This is a genomic window from Devosia sp. J20-27 (genome assembly GCF_055808595.1).
Genome location: NZ_CM147875.1, coordinates 1,282,644 through 1,306,611 on the forward strand (window position 1 = coordinate 1,282,644; position 23,968 = coordinate 1,306,611).

The 23,968-nt window shown below is 61.4% G+C and carries 26 protein-coding genes and 1 tRNA gene; 9 read left to right on the forward strand and 18 right to left on the reverse strand.

The genetic code is table 11. From position 1 onward, the window contains the following. Positions 1–186: 186 nt before the first annotated feature. The 11 genes from AC0L4C_RS06310 to AC0L4C_RS06360 form a co-directional block, all read right to left on the reverse strand. Complete coding sequence (locus AC0L4C_RS06310; RefSeq protein ID WP_473402778.1) at positions 187–807, reverse strand: nicotinate-nucleotide adenylyltransferase; 621 nt, start codon at positions 805–807, stop codon at positions 187–189. Then, on the reverse strand, positions 807–2,093 hold the full coding sequence (locus AC0L4C_RS06315; RefSeq protein WP_473403465.1) for a glutamate-5-semialdehyde dehydrogenase: 1,287 nt from the start codon (positions 2,091–2,093) through the stop codon (positions 807–809). Before AC0L4C_RS06315 ends, AC0L4C_RS06310 begins: the two co-directional genes overlap by 1 nt. Then, on the reverse strand, positions 2,090–3,226 hold the full coding sequence (proB, locus tag AC0L4C_RS06320) for a glutamate 5-kinase (protein ID WP_473402779.1): 1,137 nt from the start codon (positions 3,224–3,226) through the stop codon (positions 2,090–2,092). The genes AC0L4C_RS06315 and proB overlap by 4 nt, the downstream gene beginning before the upstream one ends. Continuing rightward, positions 3,226–4,269 carry a GTPase ObgE gene (obgE, locus tag AC0L4C_RS06325; protein ID WP_473402780.1) on the reverse strand — a complete coding sequence of 348 codons (1,044 nt, stop codon included), beginning with the start codon at positions 4,267–4,269 and terminating at the stop codon, positions 3,226–3,228. The genes proB and obgE overlap by 1 nt, the downstream gene beginning before the upstream one ends. Before the next feature lie 53 nt (positions 4,270–4,322). Further along, entirely contained in the window at positions 4,323–4,862 is a 540-nt protein-coding gene (locus tag AC0L4C_RS06330) for a GNAT family N-acetyltransferase (protein WP_473402781.1), read from the reverse strand. Further along, positions 4,853–5,473: a GNAT family N-acetyltransferase gene (locus AC0L4C_RS06335; protein WP_473402782.1), complete on the reverse strand. Its 621-nt coding sequence runs from the start codon at positions 5,471–5,473 to the stop codon at positions 4,853–4,855. The genes AC0L4C_RS06330 and AC0L4C_RS06335 overlap by 10 nt, the downstream gene beginning before the upstream one ends. A 15-nt stretch (positions 5,474–5,488) precedes the next feature. Beyond that, the gene (locus AC0L4C_RS06340; RefSeq protein ID WP_473402783.1) at positions 5,489–6,139 is read right to left on the reverse strand and encodes a Type 1 glutamine amidotransferase-like domain-containing protein; all 651 of its coding nucleotides are present in this window, start codon (positions 6,137–6,139) and stop codon (positions 5,489–5,491) included. Between the two features lie 132 nt (positions 6,140–6,271). Beyond that, entirely contained in the window at positions 6,272–6,541 is a 270-nt protein-coding gene (gene rpmA / locus AC0L4C_RS06345) for a 50S ribosomal protein L27 (RefSeq protein WP_473402784.1), read from the reverse strand. A 12-nt stretch (positions 6,542–6,553) separates the two neighbouring features. Then, positions 6,554–7,168 (reverse strand): 50S ribosomal protein L21, encoded by a 615-nt coding sequence (gene rplU, locus AC0L4C_RS06350; protein WP_473402785.1) that lies wholly within the window; start codon positions 7,166–7,168, stop codon positions 6,554–6,556. 229 nt (positions 7,169–7,397) lie between these two features. Continuing rightward, positions 7,398–8,138 carry an MBL fold metallo-hydrolase gene (locus AC0L4C_RS06355; RefSeq protein ID WP_473402786.1) on the reverse strand — a complete coding sequence of 247 codons (741 nt, stop codon included), beginning with the start codon at positions 8,136–8,138 and terminating at the stop codon, positions 7,398–7,400. 38 nt (positions 8,139–8,176) lie between these two features. Next, positions 8,177–8,623 (reverse strand): gamma-glutamylcyclotransferase family protein, encoded by a 447-nt coding sequence (locus AC0L4C_RS06360; protein WP_473402787.1) that lies wholly within the window; start codon positions 8,621–8,623, stop codon positions 8,177–8,179. A gap of 85 nt (positions 8,624–8,708) precedes the next feature. Between AC0L4C_RS06360 and AC0L4C_RS06365 the strand changes: the two genes are divergently transcribed. After that, positions 8,709–8,798: transfer RNA gene (locus tag AC0L4C_RS06365), tRNA-Ser, on the forward strand. Positions 8,799–9,094: 296 nt separating this feature from the next. After that, entirely contained in the window at positions 9,095–10,648 is a 1,554-nt protein-coding gene (locus AC0L4C_RS06370) for an AIPR family protein (protein WP_473402788.1), read from the forward strand. 170 nt (positions 10,649–10,818) lie between these two features. On the opposite strand, the gene AC0L4C_RS06375 is transcribed toward AC0L4C_RS06370, so the two are convergent. Beyond that, positions 10,819–11,001, reverse strand: coding sequence for a hypothetical protein (locus AC0L4C_RS06375; protein ID WP_473401105.1), 183 nt, complete (start codon positions 10,999–11,001; stop codon positions 10,819–10,821). 281 nt (positions 11,002–11,282) lie between these two features. Next, positions 11,283–11,735, reverse strand: a complete 453-nt coding sequence (locus tag AC0L4C_RS06380) for a fasciclin domain-containing protein (RefSeq protein ID WP_473403466.1) — start codon at positions 11,733–11,735, stop codon at positions 11,283–11,285. A gap of 237 nt (positions 11,736–11,972) precedes the next feature. Here AC0L4C_RS06380 and AC0L4C_RS06385 point away from each other — a divergent pair, with 237 nt between their 5' ends. The 4 genes from AC0L4C_RS06385 (at position 11,973) to AC0L4C_RS06400 (ending at position 14,387) form a co-directional block, all read left to right on the forward strand. After that, positions 11,973–12,554: a cupin domain-containing protein gene (locus tag AC0L4C_RS06385; RefSeq protein WP_473401104.1), complete on the forward strand. Its 582-nt coding sequence runs from the start codon at positions 11,973–11,975 to the stop codon at positions 12,552–12,554. A gap of 94 nt (positions 12,555–12,648) precedes the next feature. Continuing rightward, positions 12,649–12,891, forward strand: a complete 243-nt coding sequence (locus AC0L4C_RS06390; RefSeq protein WP_473402789.1) for a hypothetical protein — start codon at positions 12,649–12,651, stop codon at positions 12,889–12,891. Between the two features lie 158 nt (positions 12,892–13,049). Continuing rightward, positions 13,050–13,694 (forward strand): tellurite resistance TerB family protein, encoded by a 645-nt coding sequence (locus AC0L4C_RS06395; RefSeq protein WP_473402790.1) that lies wholly within the window; start codon positions 13,050–13,052, stop codon positions 13,692–13,694. Positions 13,695–13,910: 216 nt separating this feature from the next. Further along, entirely contained in the window at positions 13,911–14,387 is a 477-nt protein-coding gene (locus tag AC0L4C_RS06400) for a TerB family tellurite resistance protein (protein ID WP_473402791.1), read from the forward strand. A gap of 133 nt (positions 14,388–14,520) precedes the next feature. Here AC0L4C_RS06400 and AC0L4C_RS06405 read toward each other — a convergent pair whose 3' ends face one another. From AC0L4C_RS06405 to AC0L4C_RS06420, 4 genes are all read right to left on the reverse strand, one after another. Further along, on the reverse strand, positions 14,521–15,081 hold the full coding sequence (locus AC0L4C_RS06405; protein ID WP_473402792.1) for an SOUL family heme-binding protein: 561 nt from the start codon (positions 15,079–15,081) through the stop codon (positions 14,521–14,523). Between the two features lie 100 nt (positions 15,082–15,181). After that, the gene (locus AC0L4C_RS06410; RefSeq protein WP_473402793.1) at positions 15,182–15,895 is read right to left on the reverse strand and encodes a cytochrome c biogenesis CcdA family protein; all 714 of its coding nucleotides are present in this window, start codon (positions 15,893–15,895) and stop codon (positions 15,182–15,184) included. A gap of 1 nt (position 15,896) precedes the next feature. Beyond that, positions 15,897–16,286 (reverse strand): thioredoxin family protein, encoded by a 390-nt coding sequence (locus tag AC0L4C_RS06415; RefSeq protein WP_473402794.1) that lies wholly within the window; start codon positions 16,284–16,286, stop codon positions 15,897–15,899. A gap of 80 nt (positions 16,287–16,366) precedes the next feature. Then, entirely contained in the window at positions 16,367–17,074 is a 708-nt protein-coding gene (locus AC0L4C_RS06420; protein ID WP_473402795.1) for an SDR family NAD(P)-dependent oxidoreductase, read from the reverse strand. Between the two features lie 287 nt (positions 17,075–17,361). Between AC0L4C_RS06420 and AC0L4C_RS06425 the strand changes: the two genes are divergently transcribed. From AC0L4C_RS06425 to AC0L4C_RS06435, 3 genes are all read left to right on the forward strand, one after another. Then, positions 17,362–18,888 carry a sensor histidine kinase gene (locus AC0L4C_RS06425; protein WP_473402796.1) on the forward strand — a complete coding sequence of 509 codons (1,527 nt, stop codon included), beginning with the start codon at positions 17,362–17,364 and terminating at the stop codon, positions 18,886–18,888. 613 nt (positions 18,889–19,501) lie between these two features. After that, positions 19,502–21,526: a HAMP domain-containing methyl-accepting chemotaxis protein gene (locus AC0L4C_RS06430; RefSeq protein ID WP_473402797.1), complete on the forward strand. Its 2,025-nt coding sequence runs from the start codon at positions 19,502–19,504 to the stop codon at positions 21,524–21,526. 255 nt (positions 21,527–21,781) lie between these two features. Further along, positions 21,782–22,414: a tyrosine-type recombinase/integrase gene (locus AC0L4C_RS06435; RefSeq protein WP_473402798.1), complete on the forward strand. Its 633-nt coding sequence runs from the start codon at positions 21,782–21,784 to the stop codon at positions 22,412–22,414. A gap of 391 nt (positions 22,415–22,805) precedes the next feature. Here AC0L4C_RS06435 and AC0L4C_RS06440 read toward each other — a convergent pair. Then, a protein-coding gene (locus AC0L4C_RS06440; protein WP_473402799.1) for an IS3 family transposase occupies positions 22,806–23,953 on the reverse strand; the annotation gives its coding sequence in 2 pieces (ribosomal slippage) (positions 22,806–23,695 and positions 23,695–23,953; 1,149 coding nt in all). Positions 23,954–23,968: the final 15 nt, after the last annotated feature.

Sequence of the window (23,968 nt, forward strand, 5' to 3'; positions counted from 1 at the left end):
GGTAGCCATCACTTGGCCTCTGCCCACGCTATTACAGCATGAGTCATGCGTGTTTCAGCTTGTCCTTGGTTGATGGGGCGATGTCGCGAAAAGCTGCGATTGTCGTTTTCCCGTTCAAAAGCGACTATAGTCACTTGCATAGTAATATGACGCTTCGACCTTCGTTCCGCAAGGGAACGATCACTTTCAATTTGCTGCAGCCTTGGCGGCCCGGATGGCAGACGAGGAAAGCGGCGACATGATGCCCCGCAGATAGACCCATGCCGGCGGCTCCCGGTCGGCCAGCGTTTCCGCTTCCTCTTCCCGAATCCGGAAGGATTTCAAGGCGATCGCGGCCTTCGACGAGGTGGCCCGGCGGATCGATCCGGGGCGGGCGTAGACGGCAATCGGCATCAGCCCGGCCAGGTCTCGCCAGCGCTCCCACTGCTCGAACTGCACCAGATTGTCGGCTCCCATGATCCAGACGAACTTCACGCCGGTGCAGGTCTCGCGCAGGTAACTCAGCGTATCGAAGGAATATCGGAAGCCGTGCTCGGCCTCAAAGCCGGTCACCTCGATGCGCGGATGGTCCATCAGCTCGCGGGTGGCGCGCACCCGGTCGGCGAGTGGCGGCAGGTTGCTGTTTTCCTTGAGCGGATTGCCCGGCGAGGCCATCAGCCAGACGGCATCGAGGTCGAGCCGTTTCAGGCACTGCACGGCAACCAGGCGGTGGCCTGCATGGGCCGGATTGAAGCTGCCGCCAAACAGGCCGATGCGCATGCCGGCGGCATGCATCGGCAGGTCGGTGATGCCGGGAATGCGAGCCATCAGGGGCGCGTCTGCCCCGCGCCTCGGACCAGGTATTTGAAGCTGGTCAGCTGCTCGACACCCACCGGCCCGCGGGCGTGGAACTTGCCCGTGGCAATGCCGATCTCGCCGCCGAAGCCGAATTCACCACCATCGGCAAACTGCGTCGAGGCATTGTGCATCAGGATGGCGCTGTCGATCTCGGCAAAGAAGCGCTGCACCGCGGCCGGGTCCTCGGCGAGGATGGCTTCGGTATGGTGCGAGGAGTAGGTGTTGATGTGGGCGATGGCCGCGCCGACATCCTTGACCACCTTCACCGAGATGATGGCATCCTCGTATTCGGTGTGCCAGTCGGCTTCGGTGGCAGGAATGGCGGCGGGCACCAGCCTCTGGACGCGTTCGTCGCCGCGGATCTCGCAGCTCTTGGCAATCAGCGCGTCAATCAATGGCAGGCCGTGGCTCTCGAGCACGGCCTCGTGCAGCAGCAGCGTCTCGGTCGCGCCGCAGATGCCGGTTCGCCGCATCTTGGCGTTGACCACCACATCGATCGCCATCTGCCGCTCGGCGCTGGCATCGACATAGGTATGGCAGATGCCCTCGAGGTGCGCGAACACCGGTACCCGGGCCTCCTCCTGCACGCGCGCCACCAGAGTCTTGCCGCCCCGCGGCACAATGACGTCGATCGTGCCATCGAGGCCGCGCAGCATCTCGCCGACCGCCGCGCGATCTGTCGTCGGCACGATCTGGATGCAGGCTTCCGGCAGCCCGGCGGACTTCAGCCCCTCCACGAGACAGGCGTGGATGGCGCGGCTCGAGTGGACGCTGTCCGAGCCGCCGCGCAGGATCACCGCATTGCCCGATTTCAGCGTCAGCGCTCCGGCGTCGGCGGTGACATTGGGACGGCTCTCGAAAATGACGCCGATGACGCCCAGTGGGGTGCGTACGCGCGAAATCACGAGGCCATTGGGCCGCGTCCATTCCGCCATCACGGCACCCACGGGATCGGGCAGTTCGGCGATGGTGCGCAGCCCGTCGATCATGGCGTCGATGCGTTTGTCATTGAGCTGCAGGCGGTCGAGGAAGGCCTTGGAAATGCCCTTTGCCTCCGCCGCCCGCATGTCGAGCACATTGGCGTCGAGCAGGTCGGCGCGATGGCGGTCGAGTGCCTGGGCGGCGCCAATCAGGGCGGCATGCTTGCGTTCGGCAGAGGCGAAGGCGAGGGTCGCCGCGGCGTCGCGCGCCTTGCGGCCGATCTCGGCCATCAGCGCGGGCAAATCACTCGAATAGACTTCGGCTGTGCTCATCAGACCTTGGCCTCCCGGCCCAGCAGGACCACCATGTTGTCGCGATGCACCATTTCGGTGCGCGTGTCATGCCCCAGCATCTGTTCGATGCGCGCCGAGTTCTTGCCCTTGACCAGGTCGGCGTCAGCGCGGCCCAGGCCGGCAAGGCCGCGGGCAATCTCGCGCCCGTCGGGGTCGAGGATGGCAATGGCGTCGCCGCGATCGAACTCACCGGAGACCCGGGTGATGCCGATCGGCAGCAGGCTCTTGCCGGTCAGCAGGGCGCGCGCGGCGCCGGCGTCGATCTGCACGCTGCCGGCAACGTCGAGCGTTCCCAGGATCCAGCGCTTGCGCGCCTGGCCACGCGAGTCGGCCGGGGCAAAAAGCGTGTGCCGCCCGCCTTCGGTGAGGGCCCTGAGCGGATGCAGGTCGGTGCCCTTGGCGATGATCATGGCGGTGCCGGCCAGCGTGGCGATCTTGCCTGCCTCCACCTTGGTGGTCATGCCGCCGCGGCTGAGGTGGCTGGCTGCGCCGCCGGCCATGGCCTCGATTTCAGGGGTGATCTGGAGCACGCTGGCAAGATGGGTTGCCGTTGGATCCTTGCCGGGCGGAGCGGTATAGAGCCCGTCGACATCGGAGAGCAGGATCAGGCAGTCGGCCTCGATCATGGTGGCGACGCGGGCACTCAGGCGGTCATTGTCGCCATAGCGAATCTCCGCCGTGGCAACGGAATCGTTCTCGTTGATGATCGGCACCGCACCCAGCCCGAGCAGGGTCGCGATCGTGGTGCGGGCATTGAGGAAGTAGCGCCGCTCCTCGGTGATATTGGGGGTGAGCAGGATCTGGCCGGTGACGATATCGTGCTCGCCCAGCGTGTCGGCCCAGGCCTGGCTGAGGGCGATCTGGCCGGCGCTGGCGGCGGCCTGGCTCTGGTCGAGCGGCAGGCTGAGGGCCGAGAGGCCCAACAGGCGACGACCGAGTGAGATGGCGCCGGACGAGACGATGACGACCGAACAGCCCGCCTTGCGTAACTCGGCAACATCGCTGGCGATCGAGCGCAGCCATTCGGTGCGCAGCTTGCCGGTCTTGCCATCGACAAGCAGGGCAGAGCCGATCTTGATGGTCAGGCGCCGGTAGGACGCGAGCGCGTTGGTCATCAGGGGGTCCAGTTGGGCTCAAGCTTGCGGCGCTCGGCCTCGGCAATGGCCGCCTGTTCGGCATCCATATGGGCGAGCACCTTGTAGAGCACCTGTTCCACACCCTGACCGGTCACGCCCGAGCAGGTCAGCACCTCGCTCTTGCTCACCTTCTTGAGGATCTTGGTCTTTTCCTTGATGGCGTCGTCATCGAGCGCGTCGACCTTGTTGAGCACCAGGATTTCCGGCTTGTCGGCCAGTTCCTCGGCATAGGAGGCAAGCTCGTGCCGGATGGTGGTGTAGGCCAGTTTGACGTCGTCCTGGGTGCCGTCGATGAGGTGCACCAGCACGGCGCAGCGCTCGACATGGCCGAGAAAACGGTCGCCGATGCCGGCGCCCTCATGCGCGCCCTCGATCAGGCCGGGGATATCGGCGATGACGAAATCGCGTTCCCCGATCGAGACGACGCCCAGGTTGGGGTGGAGCGTGGTGAACGGGTAGTCGGCAATCTTGGGCTTGGCCGCCGACACGGCCGCGAGGAAGGTCGATTTCCCGGCATTGGGCAGGCCGACCAGGCCGGCATCGGCAATGAGCTTCAACCGCAGCCAGATCCATTTCTCGGTGCCTTCGATGCCGGGATTGGCCCGGCGCGGCGCCTGGTTGGCAGAGGTCTTGAAATGGGCATTGCCGAAACCGCCATTGCCGCCCGACAGCAGGACGATTTCCTGCCCAACCTCGGTGAAATCGGCAATCAGGGTCTCGTTGTCTTCCTCGAACACCTGCGTGCCCACCGGCACCTTGAGGATCACGTCGGCGCCCTTGGCGCCGTGCCGGTCCTTGCCCATGCCATGGGTGCCGGTCGCCGCCTTGTGATGCTGCTGGTAGCGGTAGTCGATCAGCGTATTCAGACCGTTGACGCACTTGATGATGACGTCGCCGCCGCGCCCGCCATTGCCGCCATTGGGGCCGCCGAACTCGAGGAATTTTTCGCGCAGGAACGACACCGCACCGGCACCGCCATTGCCGGAGCGGACGTAGACCTTGGCCTGGTCGAGAAATTTCATGTCAGTCCGATGCCTGTTGTTGTCGCGATACTAACGCCAATAGGGCGGAACGCCTATGGCGACCGCCGTTCGACCCAAGTCGCGCGCGTCAATTCGGTGTCGATATGGCGCACCTCTTCGCCGCGCGCAAGGCAGAGCCGGTAAGTGGTTCCAGTTTCGGTGAATCCGAGCTTCTTCTGGATGGCCAGCGAGGCCTTGTTGAAATGAAAGACGCCGGAGCCGATCAGCGGGGCTTGTGTCACCTCGAAATACCAGTCGAGGCAGGCGGTGACGGCCTCGCTCATGAAACCGCGGTTCCAGTATGGCTCGCCCAGCCAGTAGCCGATGACCGGGCCCTGCTCGTCATCATGAAAGCCGACATGGCCGATCAGGCCATCGCCCGCCAGATCGATGGTGAAGCCGGTCTGGTTGGCCGGGCGGTCTGGCCGCCAGGTGCGGAGCCAGGCCTTGGCGTCGGCCAGCCGGTAGGGGTAGGGCACCCGCGACAGGTTGCCGGCAACGGCAAAGTTGTCGAGATAGCGCGCCAGGCGCTCGGCATCGCCGGGCACCGGCTGCCGCAGGGTCAGGCGCGCGGTGGCAAGGGTCACATCCATTTGGGCTGCTCCATCTCCAGCAGCACCACAGGCCTGTCCTTGGCGTCCGACGCCTCGCCGGTCCGCCTGAAGCCGGCTTTCTCCAGAACCTTGAGCGACCCGGCATTGTCCGTCAGTGCCCGTGCGACGACCCTGGGGTAGGCGTGCGTGCTGAAGGCGGCATTGAGCAAAGCCTTGACCGCCTCGGTCATGATGCCTTTGCCCCAGTAGGGCTCGCCCAGCCAGTATCCCAGCTCGGGCGCTACGCCCTCGACAAAGGTGAAGCCGACCACACCGATAAAGCGGTCGCCCATGGTGATGGCGAAGGGCCGTTCATCGGCGCGCTGCGCGAAAATCTCGACAAAGGCGATGCCGTCGGCCCGGGTATAGGGGCTGGGCAGCCGCGACAGCACGGCGTGAATCCTGGCGTTGTCGGCCAGCCGCACGAGGTCGGGAACATCGCCGCGGATCGGTGGCCGCAGCACCAGGCGCGGGGTGGTGATCTTGACCGGCAGCAGGTCGCGCTGGCGCCGCGCCGTCAGTCGATGCGCCGCCAGTGCGAAGGCCCGGTCATCGGCGGCGGAGCGCCGGAGTGTCGTGACGGTTTCTTCCTCGGGCTGCTTTTTCATCATGCAATCCTCAGGAGGCTATCGGCGGGGCGGGCCCGCGTCTCGGTCCAGACGATGACATCGCCATCGCTCAGCGCCCCGGTAGCGCAGGCCGCGGCCGCTCAGATGGCGAGCGGCGCGCTCGGCCGCGGCACTTTCGGGGTGCTGCGAGCGGTAATGCGGCACGATGGCATAGTCGATCAGCCCCAGTCCGTCCCACACGGGCTCGGGGTCGTAGCCAAGCGGCACTTCGGCAGGGTCGTCCATCAGGTCGATGCCGGCGAGTGTCGGCGCCGCGACAACCGCACCGGCCGAAAATCCGCCATAGACGAGTTCGTCGCGGTCGAGCATGTCGACGATCACATCGTCGAAACCCGACTGCTTCATGGCGCGCCGCAGCACGAATGCATTGCCGCCCAGGACCCAGACGAGATCGACGCTGTCGAGCCTTGTGCGCAAGGCCGCCGGATCGCCGAAATAGTGGCGCAGGTCGAGCTCCTCGGTGTCGAGGCCAAGCGAGGCCAGCTCGACATGCGGGTCGTAAACCTCGTCGCGATAGATGGCGCGTGCCGTCGCCGAAATATTGTCCAGCGCGTTGGAAATAATCGCCGCCCGCTTGCCCGACCCGAGCAAGGCCAGCAACGATCCGGCGCGGTCGCCTATTCTGTATGACGAAAGATAAAGTCTCATTTTCAGCCGCCCTCACAGCGAAAAAGACGAAGGGGAACCGGATTCCGGCTCCCCTTGGAACTTCTGGCGCTGTGGCTGGTGGTCTGCCTTGCCGGGGAGCTGGTCTCCGGCAGGGTGAGATACCTTACCGGGCTATTCTGCTGCTTCGAGTGCCGGGGTTACCGACACGTAGACTTTTGCGTTAGCTCGGGTTTTGAAGGTCACGGCGCCTTCGACGAGCGCATAAATGGTGTGATCAATACCCATGCCGACACCCGTGCCCGGATGCCACTTGGTGCCGCGTTGGCGGATGATGATGTTGCCCGGGATCACGGCTTCGCCGCCGAACTTCTTGACGCCAAGGCGCCGGCCAGCTGTGTCACGACCGTTGCGGGATGAACCGCCTGCTTTCTTATGTGCCATCGGTTGTGCTCCTTATTCCTTGTCGGCCTTGGGTGCTGCCTTCTTGGCAGCGGGCTTCTTCTCGGCGGCGGGCTTTTCAGCCTTGGCCTTGGGGGCAGCTGCGGCCTTGGGCTTGGCAGCGGCTTTCGCCTTGGGCGCCGCAGCGGCGTCATCGGCCTTGGGTGCAGCAGCCTTCTTGGCGGCGGGCTTCTTGGCCGGCGCTGCCTTGGCAGCCGGCTTTTCGGTCACCGACTGGACGCCGGCAGCTTCCGCACGGGCGGCAGCGCGCTTCTTGGCAATCTCGTCGGGCTTGGTGGTGACCTTGGCACCGCCGGTCAGGATCTCGGTGATCCGGACGGTGGAGAGGCGCTGACGGTGACCATTGCGGCGATCAAAGTGCAGGCGACGGTGCTTCTTGAGAATGATGACGGTGCGCTCTTTCTCGGTAGCGATGAACTGGCCGGCCACCAGAGCGCCATCCACGAGCGGCACGCCGACGGTGACATTGTCGCCCTCGCCCACCATCAGGACCTGATCGAAAGTCACCACGTCGCCGGCTTCGGCTTCGATCTTTTCGATCTTGATCACGTCATTGGCGGCAACCTTGTATTGCTTGCCACCGGTCTTGATCACTGCAAACGTCATCATGCTTCCAGGTATTGCCCTGGATCCCTTGTTGTCGCGCCCTGTGGCGCCGCAGGCACTGCCTCTCCTGCGGGCTTCGAGTAGACGGCCGACAGATGTCGGCGGCGGCCTCGGACAGCGGTTTCAACCAAACCAAAAACAGCGCGCAGGTATCCCCGCACGCAAGTCGAGCGGCCTTATCGTGGGAAATGCTGCCAGAGTCAAGCTCCGGCGGCACCTCGACCGGTGCCGATCAGGCGGCGTACCAGTCGCGCAGCCGCACCTCTGCCGCGTCGCCGACCATCGCTGCAAAGCTGGCGGTGTCGCTCTCGCCGTAGTGGTAGGGATAGACCGTCTTCGGGGCAAAGGTCCTGACCGCCTCGGCGGCCTGCTCGACCGTCATCGTATAGGGCAGGTTCATGGGCAGGAACGCCACATCAATGCCGCTCAGCGCCAGCATTTCGGGCGTTGGCTCGGTGTCGCCGGCCACATAGACGCGCTGGTCGCCAAAGGTCAGCACATAGCCATTGCCGACGCCGACGGGATGATACTGCATCCGGTCGGTGGTGACGTTGTGCGCCGTGACGGCATCGACCGGCACGCCGACGATCTCGCCGCTCTCGCCGTTGCGGATGACTGCGGCCTGGGCCTGCAACTCGGGCGCCAGCTTGCCGAACACTTCCTCGGTGGTGAGGATCGGCACGCCCGCGCCGGCCACCTTGGCCAGCGTCTCGGGGTCGAAATGGTCGCCATGGCCATGGGTGATCAGGATGGCGGTCGCCGCGGGCAGGGCCGAAAAATCGGCGCGGGCCGGGTCGACATAAAGCACCTGATCGCCAAAACCCAGTGCCAGGCTGGCATGCTTGACGGGCATGATGGTCACCGCGCCAGCCGAGGTCTCGAGGGTGTCGGCTGCCGGCATGGCGGCAAAGGCGGGGATCGCGGCGACCGCCGGCAGGGCGGCGAGTCCGGCGAGGACGGGGCGTCTTTGCATGGGAGCTTCCTTTGCATTCTTGTCAGGTCGCGCGTTGATCAGTGCGGTCGCGCGGCCAGCAGCTTGCGGCGAATGGCATCAGCCTGAAAAGCCGCTCGCGGCAGACTCTCGGCTTTGTGAAGCGCCTGCCAGGTGTCGAGACTCCAGGGATCACCGCCGCTGACCGTTATCCCGGGCAGATAGGCGTCGGCCTCGTGCAACTCCTCGTCGATCATCACCGGCACCACGCCCCGGCGGTAGACGCCGTCCTGCCAGCGATCGAGCACCTCCAGCTCGAAGGGCGAGAGATCCAGCAGCACAAGGCCGGTGGCGGCCGCTCCGGGGCCGCGAACCAGGGCCGCGCCGAGCCGATCGGGGTACCAGGCCGCCCGGAATCCCGGCGCCGCCGCCGCCAGCACGCGCCCAGCGCCCGGCCGCCGCCCCAGCACGGCGGTCAGCAGATCGATGTCACGCAATCGGCCATAGACGAACAGCGGACGATCCAACTCTGCCTCAAGATGGTTGCAGGCCCTTCTGGCCTATGCCATAAGCCCGACCTTGTCGGCCAGCCGCAATGCGGAACGACCTCGCGGAGAGGTGGCAGAGTGGTCGAATGCACCGCACTCGAAATGCGGCGTGGGGGCAACTCCACCGGGGGTTCGAATCCCTCCCTCTCCGCCATTTCAATTCTGTAACCTCTTCAAATCGCACGACTAATTCTTGCTTAGCGCCAGCCGGCCCTAGCAACGGCCCTAGCTGGTCACTTTGAACCGTGATAACCGCAGGTGAATGTCGGCGATCAGCTGGCCGGATGTGGTACCATTTGCTAATGGGCATCGCTCTCGACCTCGAAAGCCAGACGCGACAGTTTTGGGCCGCCGCGTACTTTAGCCGCAAAGCCAAGGACCGAGACCGGCGCAACGCTGCCCGGGTGCTTCAACACCTCGCTAGGGTGGGAAAAGCTAGGCTCCGCGATCGTGCACGCGCTGTCCTGCGCTCGACGAAGGACGAACCTGCTGTTTAGTCTGCGACTAAAACCGCGAGTATCAGGTTTTGTCAGGTTTTGCCGCGGTTTAAGGTCAGCTCTTGCAAGCAGAACGGGCGAATTCAAGCTGGCGTCCAAGATAGACCACTCCGATGACGCCTACGATCTCATCCTCACTGTCAGGGACTGCTACGACAATCTCGATCAGGTTCGCGTCTTCGTACTGACCGATGGCGTGGCGAAGTCCAAGAGCTACAAGCCCCGCGATATCGGGGGCAAGTCGGTCCTCCTTGAGGTCATGGACATCGAGCGCCTGTACCGCCACGTGTCCGAAGGCAGACCGCGTGATGAGCTTTTGGTCGACTTCGTCGAGGCCTTTGGTAGCCCCGTGCCATGCGTCTATGTACCTGGCGCATCAGGCGAATACGACTATGCCTTGGCGGCATTCCCTGGGGCGATGCTCAGAACCCTGTACGAGAAGTGGGGCTCCCGTTTGCTGGAGGCCAATGTCAGGTCTTTTCTGAGCCAGACGGGCAAGGTCAACAAGGGCATTCGCGACACGCTGCGAACCTCGCCGGACAGGTTTCTCGCTTACAACAACGGCATCGTTGTGGTGGCAGATGAACTGAGCATCGGTACATCGCCGGACGGTGGAACCGGCATCAGCTGGCTCAAGGGCATGCAGATCGTGAACGGGGGCCAGACCACGGCTTCGATCTATTTCACGAAGCGCAAGTTCCCGGAAATCGACCTGTCCCAAGTGCGCGTCCCGGCCAAGATTGTCGTCCTGCGATCTAGCGACGAGGAGTCCGACGAGGCCTTGATCTCCGACATTTCGCGGTTCGCGAATTCGCAGAACCAGGTCCGTGTTTCCGATCTCTCTGCAAACAAGCCGTTCCACGTCGAGATGGAGCGGCTGTCCTCCACAACGTACTGCCCGGACGGCGTGGGCCGATGGTTTTATGAGCGTGCCACCGGAAGCTACAATGTGATGCTTGCTCGCGAGGGCAAGACGCCAGCGAAACTGCGGGACTTGAAGCTCGCCATGCCCACATCCCGTAAAGTGACGAAAACCGATCTGGCAAAATACGTCCACGCTTGGCGGCAAAAACCGCATCTGGTCGCGCTTGGCAGTCAGAAGAACTTTCAGATCTTCAACGATGAGGCCATTGCCGATGGGGCTGTTCCTGACCTCACCGAATTTAAGAACTCGATGGCGCAGGCCCTAATCTACCGCCGCGCCGAGAAGCTGATCCGACCGGCGTTTCAGGGTTTTCAGGCCAACATCACGGCCTACACGATCAGCCTGATCGCGAACCGCCTTGAGAACCGCATCGCCCTTTCGCAGATATGGCAACAGCAGGGGATTTCGGACGCCTTCGTTTCCCTGATCAATCGATGGTCGAGGGAGGTGAACGACGCTCTAAGATCCAGTGCAGGGCAGCGGATCGTCTCTGAGTGGGCGAAAAAGGAAGAGTGCTGGGAATACGTGCGGTCCTGCGACTTTTCCGAACCAGCCGTCCGAATACCAGAGATGCAGCAGTGATGTCCGCTTTGCGCCCCATTTCGGACGTTGGGTCGATCGTGGCAGGATCTCGATAGCGGACACACCGGCTATCAGGTCAGGGCGGCAGACGAGAGTTCCTTGGCGGCGGCGATCGAGCCGATCAGGCGCTGCTGGAACAGAGCGCGGTCGGCGTACAGTTCGCTGGTCCGTTATTGGTTTTCTTCGGTCGAACCGGGGCGGTTGTCGCGTCCGAAAACGTCGATGGCCAAGCCAGTGTAGCCCCGCTCGACGAGCATCTCGGCTCGGCGGACTTCGTAGTCGGTCAGCCCGTCCCAGTCGTGCAGGATGGCGACCGTGCCACGGGTCTCTAAAAGTTCACTATTATAGGCCACATGCCCTTCAAATACGGCACCGCCAACATCTTAGGTGAATGCCTCGGAGACGATTTCGGCATGGGCCGATGTCGCGGTCAGGGCAATGGCAACTGCAAGCAATATTCGACGCATGGTCTCTTCTCCAAAAGTTTGAGAGCTTGGTGACTGACACTCTACTGACCCCGCGACGGTCTCGTCGATCTCCAGAATTGTTTCCCGCCGGTCTGGGTGGGGGAATGTTGGGCAGGGTCAGACCGGCGGGATGTCGACGCGTCAAAGGAAGAGGGCGCGTCGATGTCTTAGTTGGCGGGCGGCATGAGCACGGTGTCGATTACGTGGATGATACCGTTCGAGGTCATGATGTCGGTGGCGGTCACTGTCGTGTCGCCATTCAGCATCACTGTACCGCCCTCTACCTTGATTGAGACCTTGGCGCCGTTGACCGTGGTCGCCTCGGTCAAAGTGACAACATCGGCAGCTGGTACTGCACCAGCGACCACGTGGTAAGTGAGGATTGCTGTGAGCTTGTCCTTGTTCTCGGGCAGCAGAAGGCTCTCCACGGTGCCGGCGGGAAGCTTGGCGAAGGCTGCGTCAGTCGGCGCGAAAACGGTAAACGGACCATCACCCTTCAGCGTTTCGACAAGACCAGCTGCACCAAGTGCGGCGGCCAGAGTGTTGAAGTCGCCGGCAGCAACAGCCGTATCGACGATGTCCTTGGAGTGGTCAGCGGCCATTGCGGCCGAGCTCGCCATTGCGAAAACGACAGCTGTGGCCGTGGTGGCTGCGAACTTTACGATCTTGGAAGCAAACATGGTTTCTATCCTCCGTGTGGCGTTTGATGCCGCGTCGTCCATCGACTCTGTGCGGCGAATCAGAATGTCATAACATGATAATTCTTTTGCACGTAATGCACATGTTCGTGTTGTGATAATTTACTTTCCTGTCACGACAATAGGAATAGACTGATATGCGAACCGGAAACCGAAACGATGCTGTCTGACACACTCTCTGAGGGTCTTGAGACCTACAGGATCGGCCCAAAGATCCGCGCCCTGCGCCAGGCCAAGGACCTTGGCCTCGTGCAACTGGGTGAACACACGGGTCTGTCCTCAGGCATGCTGTCGAAGATCGAACGCGGCACGGTGTTCCCGACGTTGCCCACGTTGCTCAGGATTGCGATGGTCTTCGGGGTTGGGTTGGAGCACTTCTTCGTCAACGAACAGCAGGCAACGATCGCAGTGGTGCGCAAGAAGGATCGCATGCGGCTTCCGAGCCAGCCGGGGAAAGAGCCGCCGACCTACTTTTTCGAGAGCCTCGACTACCCGGTCAGTGACCGCAAGATGGAGGCATTCTTTGCGGAGTTCGAGGGTGCAAACCGCGCCTCCGAGCCACATACGCACTCGGGAGCAGAGATCATCTATGTGATCTCAGGTGTCCTTGTGATCAATGTCGACGGAACCGAGACGTCTCTTGCCGCGGGTGACGCGATGTATTTCGACTCGGCCTACCCCCACAGCTACCGTCGGGACAGCGACGATCCGTGCAGGGCGATCGTTGTTGTGTCGCGGTAGCGGAACGGCGGAACCAAACCGAGGCCGGCGCTTGGCAGAAAATGCTTAAGTCGCGCTGCCAGCAGATGACGCGTGAGAAAAAAGGAAAGCCATAATGAAGGTCCTAAGCAAGATGCTCGTTGCCGCCGCTTTTGCGGCTCTGGCGACCGGCGCAATGGCTGTGTCGGTTGGCGAGATCGTCGGCCAGTGCGGCGACGATGCGAAAAAATTCTGCAAAGGTGTCGGCTACGGCGATGCCATGACCGAATGCCTCGACAAACGCGGGTCTGACTTGCAGCCTTCGTGCAAAGTGGTTGTCGATCGGATCAAGGGCGGTGAGCCGGTCTCCCTCTTCTAGCTTGGCTGAGATGGTCGCGACGGCCGAAGCGATAGACTATCCCGCGCGCCCCCGCGCGCCGTGAGGCTCGCGCTGACAACCTGTCGCACCCCATTGCAGACCATCACTGAACACATCACCTCACCCTGCACACCAAGCTGGCCAGGGAGTGCATCAGCATGTTCAATATCGATGGCATCATCAGAGCGCTGCAGACGGATCCGAATGCGAAACGCACCGCGCTGAGCGGCGCTGCCGGGCTGGCGGCCGGAATGCTGCTGAGCGGCGGCGGATTGGGCAAACTCGCGGGCAATGCTGCAAAGGTTGGCGCCGTCGCCGCAATCGGCGGGATCGCTTATGCCGCTTGGAAAAATCATCAACAGCAGCTCGGTGGTGTGCAGCCGAAACTCGAGGATTTTGCGCCATCTGCGCATGCTCCGGTGGCCAACGAGGAACTCGGAAAAAAGATGGTTCGCGCGATGATCGCCGCTGCAAAAGCCGACGGTCAGATCGATGCTGACGAGAAGCGGCGTATCTTCAGCCAGCTCGAAACAATGCCACTTTCTGCCGAAGAGAAGGCTTTCGTCTTTGACGAGCTCTCAGGGCCATTAGATATGGATGCAATTGTCGCCAGCGCCGACAGTCCCGAGCATGCCGCAGATATCTACGCTGCCTCGCTGGTTGCGATGATTGCGGATACCGACCTGGAGCGAAGCTACCTCAATAGCCTCGCCCAGCGTCTGGGTCTCGAAGCGGGTCTGGTTGCCGAAATACACCGTGCGGCTGAACTCCCACCAGCGGCATCTGCACAGCACACACCATAGCGCGCAGTTCCGTTTGGGGACGATGCAGACAAAATCAAACCCCGGACCTTGAAGTGCGGAGATCGGATCCTAACTCTTCATTGTGATCCGGGCCCCTTTGGTGCGGTAAGGTTCTAGCTTTACCCACGATGTCGGTTCACCTCAGGGGCCAGCATTCAGCACATGGTGTGATGAACTCCTGGTCCTTGTTCGCCAACGGCAATGAGGAGTTCCGCCATGACAAAACATCGAAACAACGACTCTGACATCTTTACCCGCCGCCCTGTCGTAGACCTCCGCGCCAAGCTCAACCGACTGGACGTTCTTGCCGAGGCCGATATTGCGGGTCACGAGACGTTCATGGAGGCAACGATCGCCGCAGCAATGATCATTGCGCATGCAGATGGCCAGGCCGACCTGACAGAGCGCCGCCGCGTCATTTCGTTGTTTCGAACCAACCCGATGCTGCAAGGCTTTTCGGCCGACGATATCGCTCGGGAAATTGTCTCGCATACCCAGGCATTTGACCTGGACCACGCATCCGCCGATCGTCGTGCACGCTCGCAGATCGTCATGGCCGATCTGAGCGACGATCAGTTCCGAGCGCTTCTCGGCGTCTGCGTTTCGGTGCTTGAAGCGGACGGCGTGCGGCATCCCGCAGAGGAAGATGCGTTGGCGAACATCTCGACGATGCGGCCATGGGGATATCGCTAGCTATTGGTGCCTTAATCCTACAACTCGCCGAATAAGACTGAGGTGCCCCGAGCCACTGCGCCCGGGGCGCCCGATTTAACTAGAGCGACGTCTACGCGTGCTCTGATGGAGCGTGGCTCCGTTGTGAGGTTGGTCACCGTTCTACAGGGATCATCACTTCATTGCGTCGCATGAACCAAAGCGTCCAAGGCGGGTCGTAGCGAGCGAGGGATGGCGCTCCGAGCGGCTTCAAGTTGCGCTGACGCACGATATTCTCGAGTTCTTCTGTATGTCGAGCGACCGCATCATCGCCGGCAAGCCCTGAGAATTTCAGGACTGCCATGCGAACCGGCGGTAGCGCCTTGATGACCACACGTTGGTCATTGGGTGTCGGCAAGTCGTCGATCGACAGTTGGCTGGGCATTGTGAACCTGACAGTCCACCGTCCCTGTTCTCCCAGCAGATTGACCGGCGCAGTCATGGCGATCTTGCTCCCGGTTGCGGCAGACTGCTCCACCGGGACGGTCATGGCGATACTGCGTTTACCCGAGTTCCCCCCAAAGATGTAACCAGCGAGCAAACGAAACCCCTCACTGGAAGCAGATCGTCGGTCTCCTCCCACAATGGTTTCCGCGACGATGAGACTTGGGTAGTCGCGCAACTCAAAGGCCCGGTCCCTCGAGACGAGAGAAAACTTAGGTTCTTCGGTAGCCATTCTTCTTCACCTCGAATTGTGCGTCTTCCAGCCTGCGGGCTGATGATAGTTGCTGACCTTCAGGGACAGAGCTTCCTGGACGTCGAAGTACGACGCTACCTCATACCTGTGTCGCGAACAGAACCAGCCAATCCGGCATCAATTGCACCAGACTTGCTTCCAGCATGCGATCAAGACCGGTAATCGCAAAAAGCCCCACGATGACAAGGACGCCTCCCAGTGCGATGCGACCTATGCGTGCCGACTGGCGCGTGATCACCTTGTTGCGACTTGTCAGCCGTCCCAGCAGGAAACCCGCAAGCAGGAGAGATAGGGCCGACCCGAAAGCAAAAACGCCCATGGTCAACATCGCCAGCGGCAATGTGCCGGTTCCAGCTGCCAAGACGAGCGCTGCCCCAAGCGTTGGTCCAACGCATGGCCCCCATAGCAGGGCTAGAAGAGCGCCAAGTCCAGCCTGTCCAAGCAATCCGGTCTGAGGGATAGCCGCAGATAAGCGGTGTCCGAGTTGCACGACCGGGGCCAGGAGCCGCTCGCCTCCGTGTGATATCACTGGCAACGCCATCGCGAGGCCGAGGACTATCATGATCAATGACGATGCAACGCGAAGTGCGAGATTGTCGCCCAATTCAGCCCCAGCGGATGCAATCAGACCGCCTGCAACTCCGAAAGTCAGAGCCAGCCCTAGCGCCAGAGCAAAGGGCCCACGCGGGTCTTTTGCAGCCGCTCCGGCCACCACAATCGGCGCAAGCGGCAGCACGCAGGGATTGAGGATGGTCAGCAAGCCTGCAAGGAACGCCAGCCCTATGCTGAGCATGCTATTCTACAGTCTCAAGCACACCCAGCACCGCACTCGTGCTCGTACCCCAGGACATCTTCGCCACTTCCGCTCCGCCCTTGTAGGCGATCAGAGTTGAGCGCGGCACCCCAAGGGTTTTTACTGCATCCTTCTGCTTGTCATAGTCGACGCGATAGAAGGCGACGCCGTCAAAGCTGGCGTCAGTCGACAAGCGCTCGAGAATGGTCTGCTGCGCCCGGCATTGCAGGCACCAAGGTGCAAACACATGCACCACTACGGGTTTGCCTGAGGCGATTACCTTCTGCACGGCGGAAGCATCATATGCCTTGAATTCAAAGGCACCCGCCGATGACGCCCACGTCAGCGCCAGCATTACTCCCGCAGCAAAGCCCGTCAATTTTCTGGTCATTAGCGATCTCCCGAACACCCTTGTGCCTGCCAAGAGCTACGGCAATGTGCCCCAGAGAGTTTCAGAGAGTCATGGACCTATCAGGGAACGGTTTCACCCCTCCAGTCAAAGAAGCCGCCGCTTGCCTCCGGTCCCAGCGCATCAATCACCGAAAGCAGATGAGCGGCCGCTACCGAAGGGCTATGGACCTCAATTCCGACCGACGAGAATGGCGCTGACAGGTCCGTCGCCACCGTACCCGGGTGCAAAGCCACGCAGATCGCCTCGGGGCATCGACGCCTCAGTTCAATCGAGGCCGTTCGTACCAACTGGTTTAACGCCGCCTTGGATGACCTGTAGGCGTACCAGCCTCCGAGTCGATTATCCTCGATGCTGCCGACCCGAGCCGAAAGGGTCCCGAACACTGCCTTGCCCGATCGTGGCATGAGAGGCAGCATGTGCTTCATCATCAGTGCAGGCGCTATCGCATTGAGGGCAAAGCTGCGTGCCAGCTTTTTGGCATCAAGCTGTCGCCAGCTCTTTTCAGGCTCCTGCTGATCGTCGTGAAGGAACCCGGTCGCGTCGATAACCAGTCTGATCTCACCCGAGGTCGCTGCCGCCTGCGCAGCGCGATTCAGACTGCTTTCATCCAGAATGTCCACCGGCAGCGATGTTGTCCGCCCGAAACCCTTGACGTCGGAAAAACTACCGTCATCGCGCAACGCAGATAGCAAGGCTGTGCCAATTCCGCCTCCCGCACCAAAGACGACGGCGACGCCACCTGCGGGAAATGATTCAAGTACTGCCATTCAGCTAATTCTCAACAACCATGCTCTTCTAGTGCTCCGCGGATGGCACGTTCGGATGTTTGCCCACTTGGTGGGCGTTACGCCAAAATTGTTTCCCGATACTCACTCGTCAGTCGCACGGCGAGAGGACGATCTCGCGCCGCTATGCAGTTGAATAGTTTCTATGTCGGAACCTTATCAGACTGTCGGCGTTGTGGGCGACTGGCGCAACGGAGGGACGGACCGCTTCTTTTTTGGAGTGGCATTTCCCGTCCTTAAGGTCGCCTTCGGGGAGGGTGAGCGAGTTCATGGGTGAGCTAGAGACTGCAGGTTTTCTCGTCGAGTCAGAGTGTCTGCAGGAAGGGTTGCACCTTGGCGGAGTGGGAGTCTGGCGCTGGAAAATTGACAGCGGCCAACTCAGCTGGACCCGTAACCTCGAAGAAATTCACCAACTGGCGCCAGGTTCATTCGACGGCACCCTCGCGAGCTTTCAACGCGACCTGCATCCTGAAGACGCGGGAGGCGTCTTGGAGAAGATATCAGCCAGCATCAAGTCGGGGGCCGCTTACCGCACAATCTATCGAACGGCTCCACGCAAGGGGGAACCCGATTTGTGGATCGAGACTTGTGGCGGGATCGCCGTAGCACCTGACGGTTCCAGATATCTCACCGGCACGTGTGTCGACGTGACCGAGCGGGTGCTGGGCGACCAACAACTGCGACGCCGTCTTGCACAACAAAGCGCGATCGCAACCTTCGGTTCTTTCGCGCTCGGCGAAACCAACTTCTCAAAAGTCCTGGATGGCGCAGTCCAGCTCGCCGCAGAGGTCCTGCAAGCTCCGCTCACCAAGATATTGCAGTTCTCGGACAGCGCCGATCATCTCGTCTTTCAGGCAGGAGTTGGGTGGGCCGATGGCCTCGTCTGCAAAGCGCATGTCGGGACTGAGCGCGCCTCACAGGCAGGTTTCACGCTATCGACTGGCGATCCGGTTATCGTCAGAGACCTGCGAACCGAGACGCGGTTTGATGGGCCGCAGCTTCTGACGGACCATCAGGTTCGGAGCGGCATCTCGGTTGTCATTCCTGGCTCCGGCACGCGACCGTTTGGCGTGTTCGGCATACACACACGTGACGTGCGGGAGTCCGATCAGACCGACGCCCAGTTCCTGCAGTCTCTGGCCAACATCGTAGCGGGCTCAGCGAGGCAGAAATCGGCCTCCGATCACCAGGCGCTGCTCATCCGCGAAATGGCGCATCGCGCGGGTAATATGCTGCAACTGGTCAACAGCATCGCCAGCCAGACGTTTCGCGCCGACGCTGACGTTCACCACGCCAGAAAATCCTTCAGCGAGCGCCTGAGTGCCCTCGCCCGATCGAACTATGTCGTCGCCCGCGCCGGCTGGGGCTCGACCCGCTTTGCCGAGATGGTCGATGAGACGCTCAAGCCGTTCAGGGAACAGTTTGCTGCGGCGGGCCGCGACATCCTGCTCGCCCCGGAGCTGTGCTTTGATCTGGGGTTGGTGCTCCACGAGCTGGCAACCAATTCAGTAAAATACGGGACGCTCGGAAGCGATTTCGGACAAGTATCCATCCAGTGGGAAACCCTGCACCAGGTCGATGGCTCACTGATGTTCCGATTCAACTGGACCGATCCTCAACGAACAGAGACAACGAAAGAAGCGGGGAGCGGATTTGGCTCCAAGCTCATCAGTGCCCTTATTGAGAAGAAGTGGAATGGCACCGTTGTCACCGCTGACGGTTCGGAGTTCAGCATCAGGCTGGATGTTCCCTTGCCGGATGTATCAACGATGTCGGATGCCGCTGCGGATCGCTGATGTAAGGTCAAGGACCGGCCCGGGCATCGAGATGGTCGGGCGGCTTGCACGAACAACTTGACTTTCGTCGGCGAGCCGCTGCCAAGCGGTCAGCACTCTCCGGCCGGTTTCCTGACGATGGCAACTATAGCATTTTAGAGCATGAAAGCAGACTGACCGCTTCCGGCCCCTACCCTGCCCTTCCGCATCGCGCCCCATTCCTGCCATCCAGGTGGCCGTTTGGATTACCTAAAGCGGACTGGCCGCTCCCGTCGCGGCGATGGCAACAACGGGGTGGATTCCGGAATGGCGGCTTTGGGCGAAAGTAACGCGAATAGCAGGCATTCATCTCGGCGGGGTCGAACTCCGCTGTGGCGCGTACTTTCAACCGTAGCTGAATTCACATCTGTGCATGCGGGTCTTTGGCCGTGTCTTTGGTGACGCGGGGGCCTGACGTTCGCCGAATTCGGCCAACCCTTTCTTAACTTCCTTCGAGGAATATAATTACCGATTGTCGCTGGAACGGCGCAATCGGCCCGCTGTCGAAAGGGAATGCGCAGCGGAAAAGATCTCATAGCCACTGGTGCCTGCCGGTGCGCCAGATACCCGGGCGTGACGGCAACGAGCATCGTCTATGTCGATTAGAACAAAACTTGCTGTATCGCTCGGGGTTCTGAGCCTAATTATCCTTCTCCTTATCGTCGCTTCCTACTCAACACTTTCCTCGGTCAATGCCAGCATGGGCTCAGTTATTGCCGATCGCGTTGAACCGCTTGCGCAACTCAAGCTAGTGGCTGACGGCTATGCGGTGTCGATCGTGGACAATGCCCACAAGGTCCGCGCCGGCTCGATTACCTTTGCGACTGGACTGGAAAGCATGCAGGCAGCAGAGTCCGCCGTCGGTAAAGAATGGTCTGCCTATCTGGCGACAAGCCTTACAGCGGATGAACAAGTTCTCGTCACTCACAGCTCCGAAGTCATGGCCGCGGCTGCGCCGGCGATGACAGAGCTGCGCCAGTTGCTTCAGGCAGGCGACATGCCGGGCTTGGAAGCATTCATCACCAACGCGCTCTATCCTGCAATCGATCCCATTAGCAATGATGTCAGCAAGCTGGTCGATCTACAGGTCAATGTTGCGCGTTCCGAATATGCCAAGGCGCAGGATATGTTCGGCATATTGAATATTGCCATGATCGTCATGGCGTTGATCAGCGCATTGGCAGTCGGCCTCGCTGCCCTGGTGATCATTCGTACCGTCTCTGGGCGCCTCACCGCGATGGAGCGGGCACTGATCGCAGTGGCATCGGGCGACTACACGTTCAAGGTTCCTTCTGCAGGCGATCGGGACGAAATCGGCCGTATCGCGCGGGCCGCCGAAACATTCCGTCAGAATGGCCTGAAGGTCGCAGCGATGACTGAGGCTGAAGCAGCGCAGGCGCTGGCTTCGACCGCCTCGCGGCGCGCCATGATGGAAGAATTGCGTGATGCCTTCGGCTCTGTAGTGGACGCCTCAGTGGCTGGCGATTTTTCTCGGCGCGTTGAGGCGAACTTCCCCGACGCAGAACTGAACGACCTCGCTGACGGGGTGAATAAGCTGGTTGCCACTGTGGAACGTGGCATGGACGAAACCGGGGCCGTGTTGGATGCCCTTGCTCAGACCGACCTGACGCTGCGGGTGGAAGGCAGCTATGAAGGCGCATTCAACAAACTCAAGAACGACGTCAATGCTGTAGCCGACAAGCTTACAGACATTGTGGGCCAGCTGCGCAAGACCTCGCGCGGCGTGCGTTCGGCGACCGGCGAAATTCTGGCAGGTGCAAATGATCTGAGCGAGCGAACCACCAAGCAGGCGGCGACCATCGAGGAAACCTCTGCGACCATGGAGCAACTGGCGTCCACCGTGCTGGCCAATGCCAACAAGGCGCAGGACGCCAGCGTCAAATCACAGGCCGTATCGCGCACCGCCGAAGAAGGCGGCGTGGTGATGACCCAGGCGACCGGGGCGATGGAGCTGATTACCAGTTCCTCGTCCAAGATTTCCAACATTATCGGGCTGATCGACGATATCGCCTTCCAGACCAATCTACTGGCACTGAACGCCTCGGTGGAAGCGGCGCGGGCCGGTGACGCTGGCAAGGGCTTTGCTGTGGTGGCCGTGGAAGTGCGGCGGCTAGCGCAGTCAGCGGCTTCTGCGTCCTCGGACGTCAAGGTTCTGATTGAACAGAGCACCACCGAGGTGGCGGGAGGCTCCAAGCTGGTGGCAGAGGCCGCCAGCAAGCTGGAAGCCATTCTCGAAGGGATCCGTGCCAACAGCCTGGTGATGGAGGCCATTGCCCGAGACAGCAAGGAACAGGCGTCCTCGATCGAGGAGGTCAATGTTGCCGTGCGGCAAATGGACGAGATGACCCAGCACAATGCGGCATTGGTAGAACAGACCAATGCGGCCATCGAGCAGACCGAGAGCCAGGCCAGCGAACTAGACCGGATCGTGGATATCTTCGTGCTCGAAGACAATGGTCGACCGAGCCGGACAAGCGCACCGAGTGCACCGTCGCAGCACATGGGCATCAAGGGGTTGCAGGACAAGGTCAAGCTGGCGGCTAAGGCCTATATCAGCCACGGCAATGCCGCAGTGAAGCAGGACTGGAACGAGTTCTAGAAGCTGACCATCACCCATCTGAACACAAAGGGCGCCAGTGAGCGCCCTTTGGCTCTTTTTCAGCAGCGAATGGAGCACCAAACGCCGCAGTGACCGCCGCCGACTCAGCAAATACAAATCTGCCGCCCGGCTAGGTGTCCACTTTCAGGATTCAGGGCTTCGACCGCGAATGGCAGGAACGGGGTCGGCAACTGCCATCCGCGACCTTGCCACAATCATTTCTCCTGCGGCCGTTTCGGCCACAGGAGAAATGTAATGGGTATCTCACAATACGACCCCGCTGCAGCAGGAAGGCCCGCGTGGAATGCTGGCCGGCAGGTTGGCGCCAAGCGTGCTCTGAAAGTCAGGCAGATTTGGTCAATCCGGTTCTTTCTGGATCGGGAAGGCAGAATGCGCGACCGGGCGCTCTTCGACCTCGCAATCGACAGCAAGCTTCGAGGCTGTGATTTGGTGAAAATCAAGATTGGCACGCTCGTGGCCGGACCTGCTATCCGCACTCGATCGATGGTGATCCAGCAGAAGACGGGAAGGCCCGTTCAGTTTGAGATCACGTCAGACACGAGAGCCAGCCTGCTCGCTTGGCTTGAACGACGAGGCGGCAGTGTCGAAGATTTCGCCTTCCCCAGCCGTGTTCATCCCAATGACCACCTAAGCACACGTCAATACGCAAGGCTCGTCGACGAATGGGTGACAGCCATTGGCCTGACGCCGGAAGAATACGGAACTCATTCCCTGCGTCGAACCAAGGCGTCTTTGATCTACAAGGCCACTGGCAACCTGCGAGCCATCCAGATCTTACTCGGGCACAGCAAGATCGAAAACACGGTTCGCTACCTTGGCGTGGACGTGGATGATGCCTTGTCGCTGTCTGAGGCAACTGAGATCTGATCCAAGCTGGCTTCGCCGATGATCATATAATCGCCGTCGGCGAAGCGCCACAAGCGGTCATTGCCTTGCGCAATCGCACTGGCGGATATGGGGGCGGTGGCGACCGTCCGCTAATGGGGACATTCAAAGGCAAGCCGACACATCGCGATGAGGCACTGGGCTGAAAGTGACCTAAAGCGGTCCATAGCCAGCCGTATGCACCCCCGACCGCATGCCCAGGCTTGGGCGGCTCATCGCCGACACCGCGGCTGAACTCACCTTTGCGCTCGGCGGCACCCGACCGCCACACATCCCTGGTGGACGAAATCCGCTCGGTTCTCTCCAACGGTGCTAAGCACTTCAATGCTAAGCACGTGCCTGATGAGCTGCTGCCGGTTCGGTGGACACGAAGTTAGGCTCGCTTGGCTTGCTCTTCGTATTCGACGGGGCTGAGGTAGCCCAGCGTCGAGTGTCGACGCCTCGGGTTGCAGAAGCGCTCGATATAGTCGAACACATCGGCCTTGGCATCGTCCCTGGTGCGATAGACCTTGGCTGCGGTGCGTTCGGTCTTGAGCGATGAGAAGAAGCTCTCCATCGCCGCATTGTCCCAGACGTTTCCGGACCGGCTCATCGAGCAGGTTATGCCGTGATCGGCCATCAGCCTCTGGAACTGCTCGGACGTATATTGGCTGCCCTGGTCGGAGTGGTGCAGCAGGCTGTCAGGCTTGCCGCGACGCCAGATGGCCATGATCAGCGCATCGGTCACCAGTTGAGCGGCCATCGACGCGCTCATCGACCAGCCCACCACCCGGCGGGAGTAGAGGTCGACCACCGCCGCCACATACAGCCAGCCCTGGGCCGTCCAGATGTAGGTGAAGTCGGCGATCCACTTCTGGTTCGGCGCCGATGCCACGAACGCCCGGTCCAGGATGTTGGGCGACACGGCATGACGCTGACCTGCATCCTTGGGCAGTTCACGCCGGCGGGGACGCGCCCGCCCGCCTTCCTGGCGCATCAGCCGCTCGATGCGATGCAGACCGGCATCGAGCCCTTCGGCCAACACATCGTGCCAGACCCGCCGGGCACCATAGGTGCGATCGCTGCCAGCAAAGCTTGACCGGATCCCGGCGACGAGCACCTCGTCATACTGAGCCCGTCGACTCGGCGAGCGGTTGAGCCAGGCATGGAAGCCCGAGCGAGACACACCGAGCGCCCCGCAGATCCACGAGACCGGCCAGATAACTCGGTGCTTCGCCACAAACGAGAACCTCATATCGAGTCCCTGGCGAAGTAGGCCGCGGCTTTTTTTAGGATATCGCGCTCCGCCTTGAGCTTGGCGACTTCGCGGCGCAGCTTCTCGATCTCGAGCTGCTCTGGCTTGAGCTGCCCATGACCGGGAAAGGCCTGCTGCGGATCGGCAGACAGCTCCCGCACCCATTTGCGCAAAACGTTTTCATGCAGGTCCAGGTCACGGGCCGCTTGCGCCACCGCAACGCGCCGTTCCTTGACCAGCCTGACAGCCTCGAGCTTGAACTCCCGGCTGAACTTGCGTCTCTCCATCAAAACTCTCCAGTT

Bases quoted from the DNA above. Each gene is read 5' to 3' on its own strand.
- AC0L4C_RS06435 (WP_473402798.1), top strand. From the start codon at position 21,782: ATGGGTATCTCACAATACGACCCCGCTGCAGCAGGAAGGCCCGCGTGG.
- AC0L4C_RS06405 (WP_473402792.1), bottom strand. From the start codon at position 15,081: ATGGCTACCGAAGAACCTAAGTTTTCTCTCGTCTCGAGGGACCGGGCC.
- AC0L4C_RS06380 (WP_473403466.1), bottom strand. From the start codon at position 11,735: ATGGCGAGCTCGGCCGCAATGGCCGCTGACCACTCCAAGGACATCGTC.
- AC0L4C_RS06415 (WP_473402794.1), bottom strand. From the start codon at position 16,286: ATGACCAGAAAATTGACGGGCTTTGCTGCGGGAGTAATGCTGGCGCTG.
- proB (WP_473402779.1), bottom strand. From the start codon at position 3,226: ATGACCAACGCGCTCGCGTCCTACCGGCGCCTGACCATCAAGATCGGC.
- obgE (WP_473402780.1), bottom strand. From the start codon at position 4,269: ATGAAATTTCTCGACCAGGCCAAGGTCTACGTCCGCTCCGGCAATGGC.
- AC0L4C_RS06390 (WP_473402789.1), top strand. From the start codon at position 12,649: ATGAAGGTCCTAAGCAAGATGCTCGTTGCCGCCGCTTTTGCGGCTCTG.
- AC0L4C_RS06400 (WP_473402791.1), top strand. From the start codon at position 13,911: ATGACAAAACATCGAAACAACGACTCTGACATCTTTACCCGCCGCCCT.
- rplU (WP_473402785.1), bottom strand. From the start codon at position 7,168: ATGATGACGTTTGCAGTGATCAAGACCGGTGGCAAGCAATACAAGGTT.
- AC0L4C_RS06385 (WP_473401104.1), top strand. From the start codon at position 11,973: ATGCTGTCTGACACACTCTCTGAGGGTCTTGAGACCTACAGGATCGGC.
- AC0L4C_RS06425 (WP_473402796.1), top strand. From the start codon at position 17,362: ATGGGTGAGCTAGAGACTGCAGGTTTTCTCGTCGAGTCAGAGTGTCTG.
- AC0L4C_RS06420 (WP_473402795.1), bottom strand. From the start codon at position 17,074: ATGGCAGTACTTGAATCATTTCCCGCAGGTGGCGTCGCCGTCGTCTTT.
- AC0L4C_RS06335 (WP_473402782.1), bottom strand. From the start codon at position 5,473: ATGATGAAAAAGCAGCCCGAGGAAGAAACCGTCACGACACTCCGGCGC.
- AC0L4C_RS06340 (WP_473402783.1), bottom strand. From the start codon at position 6,139: ATGAGACTTTATCTTTCGTCATACAGAATAGGCGACCGCGCCGGATCG.
- AC0L4C_RS06355 (WP_473402786.1), bottom strand. From the start codon at position 8,138: ATGCAAAGACGCCCCGTCCTCGCCGGACTCGCCGCCCTGCCGGCGGTC.
- AC0L4C_RS06330 (WP_473402781.1), bottom strand. From the start codon at position 4,862: ATGGATGTGACCCTTGCCACCGCGCGCCTGACCCTGCGGCAGCCGGTG.
- AC0L4C_RS06395 (WP_473402790.1), top strand. From the start codon at position 13,050: ATGTTCAATATCGATGGCATCATCAGAGCGCTGCAGACGGATCCGAAT.
- rpmA (WP_473402784.1), bottom strand. From the start codon at position 6,541: ATGGCACATAAGAAAGCAGGCGGTTCATCCCGCAACGGTCGTGACACA.
- AC0L4C_RS06430 (WP_473402797.1), top strand. From the start codon at position 19,502: ATGTCGATTAGAACAAAACTTGCTGTATCGCTCGGGGTTCTGAGCCTA.
- AC0L4C_RS06310 (WP_473402778.1), bottom strand. From the start codon at position 807: ATGGCTCGCATTCCCGGCATCACCGACCTGCCGATGCATGCCGCCGGC.
- AC0L4C_RS06410 (WP_473402793.1), bottom strand. From the start codon at position 15,895: ATGCTCAGCATAGGGCTGGCGTTCCTTGCAGGCTTGCTGACCATCCTC.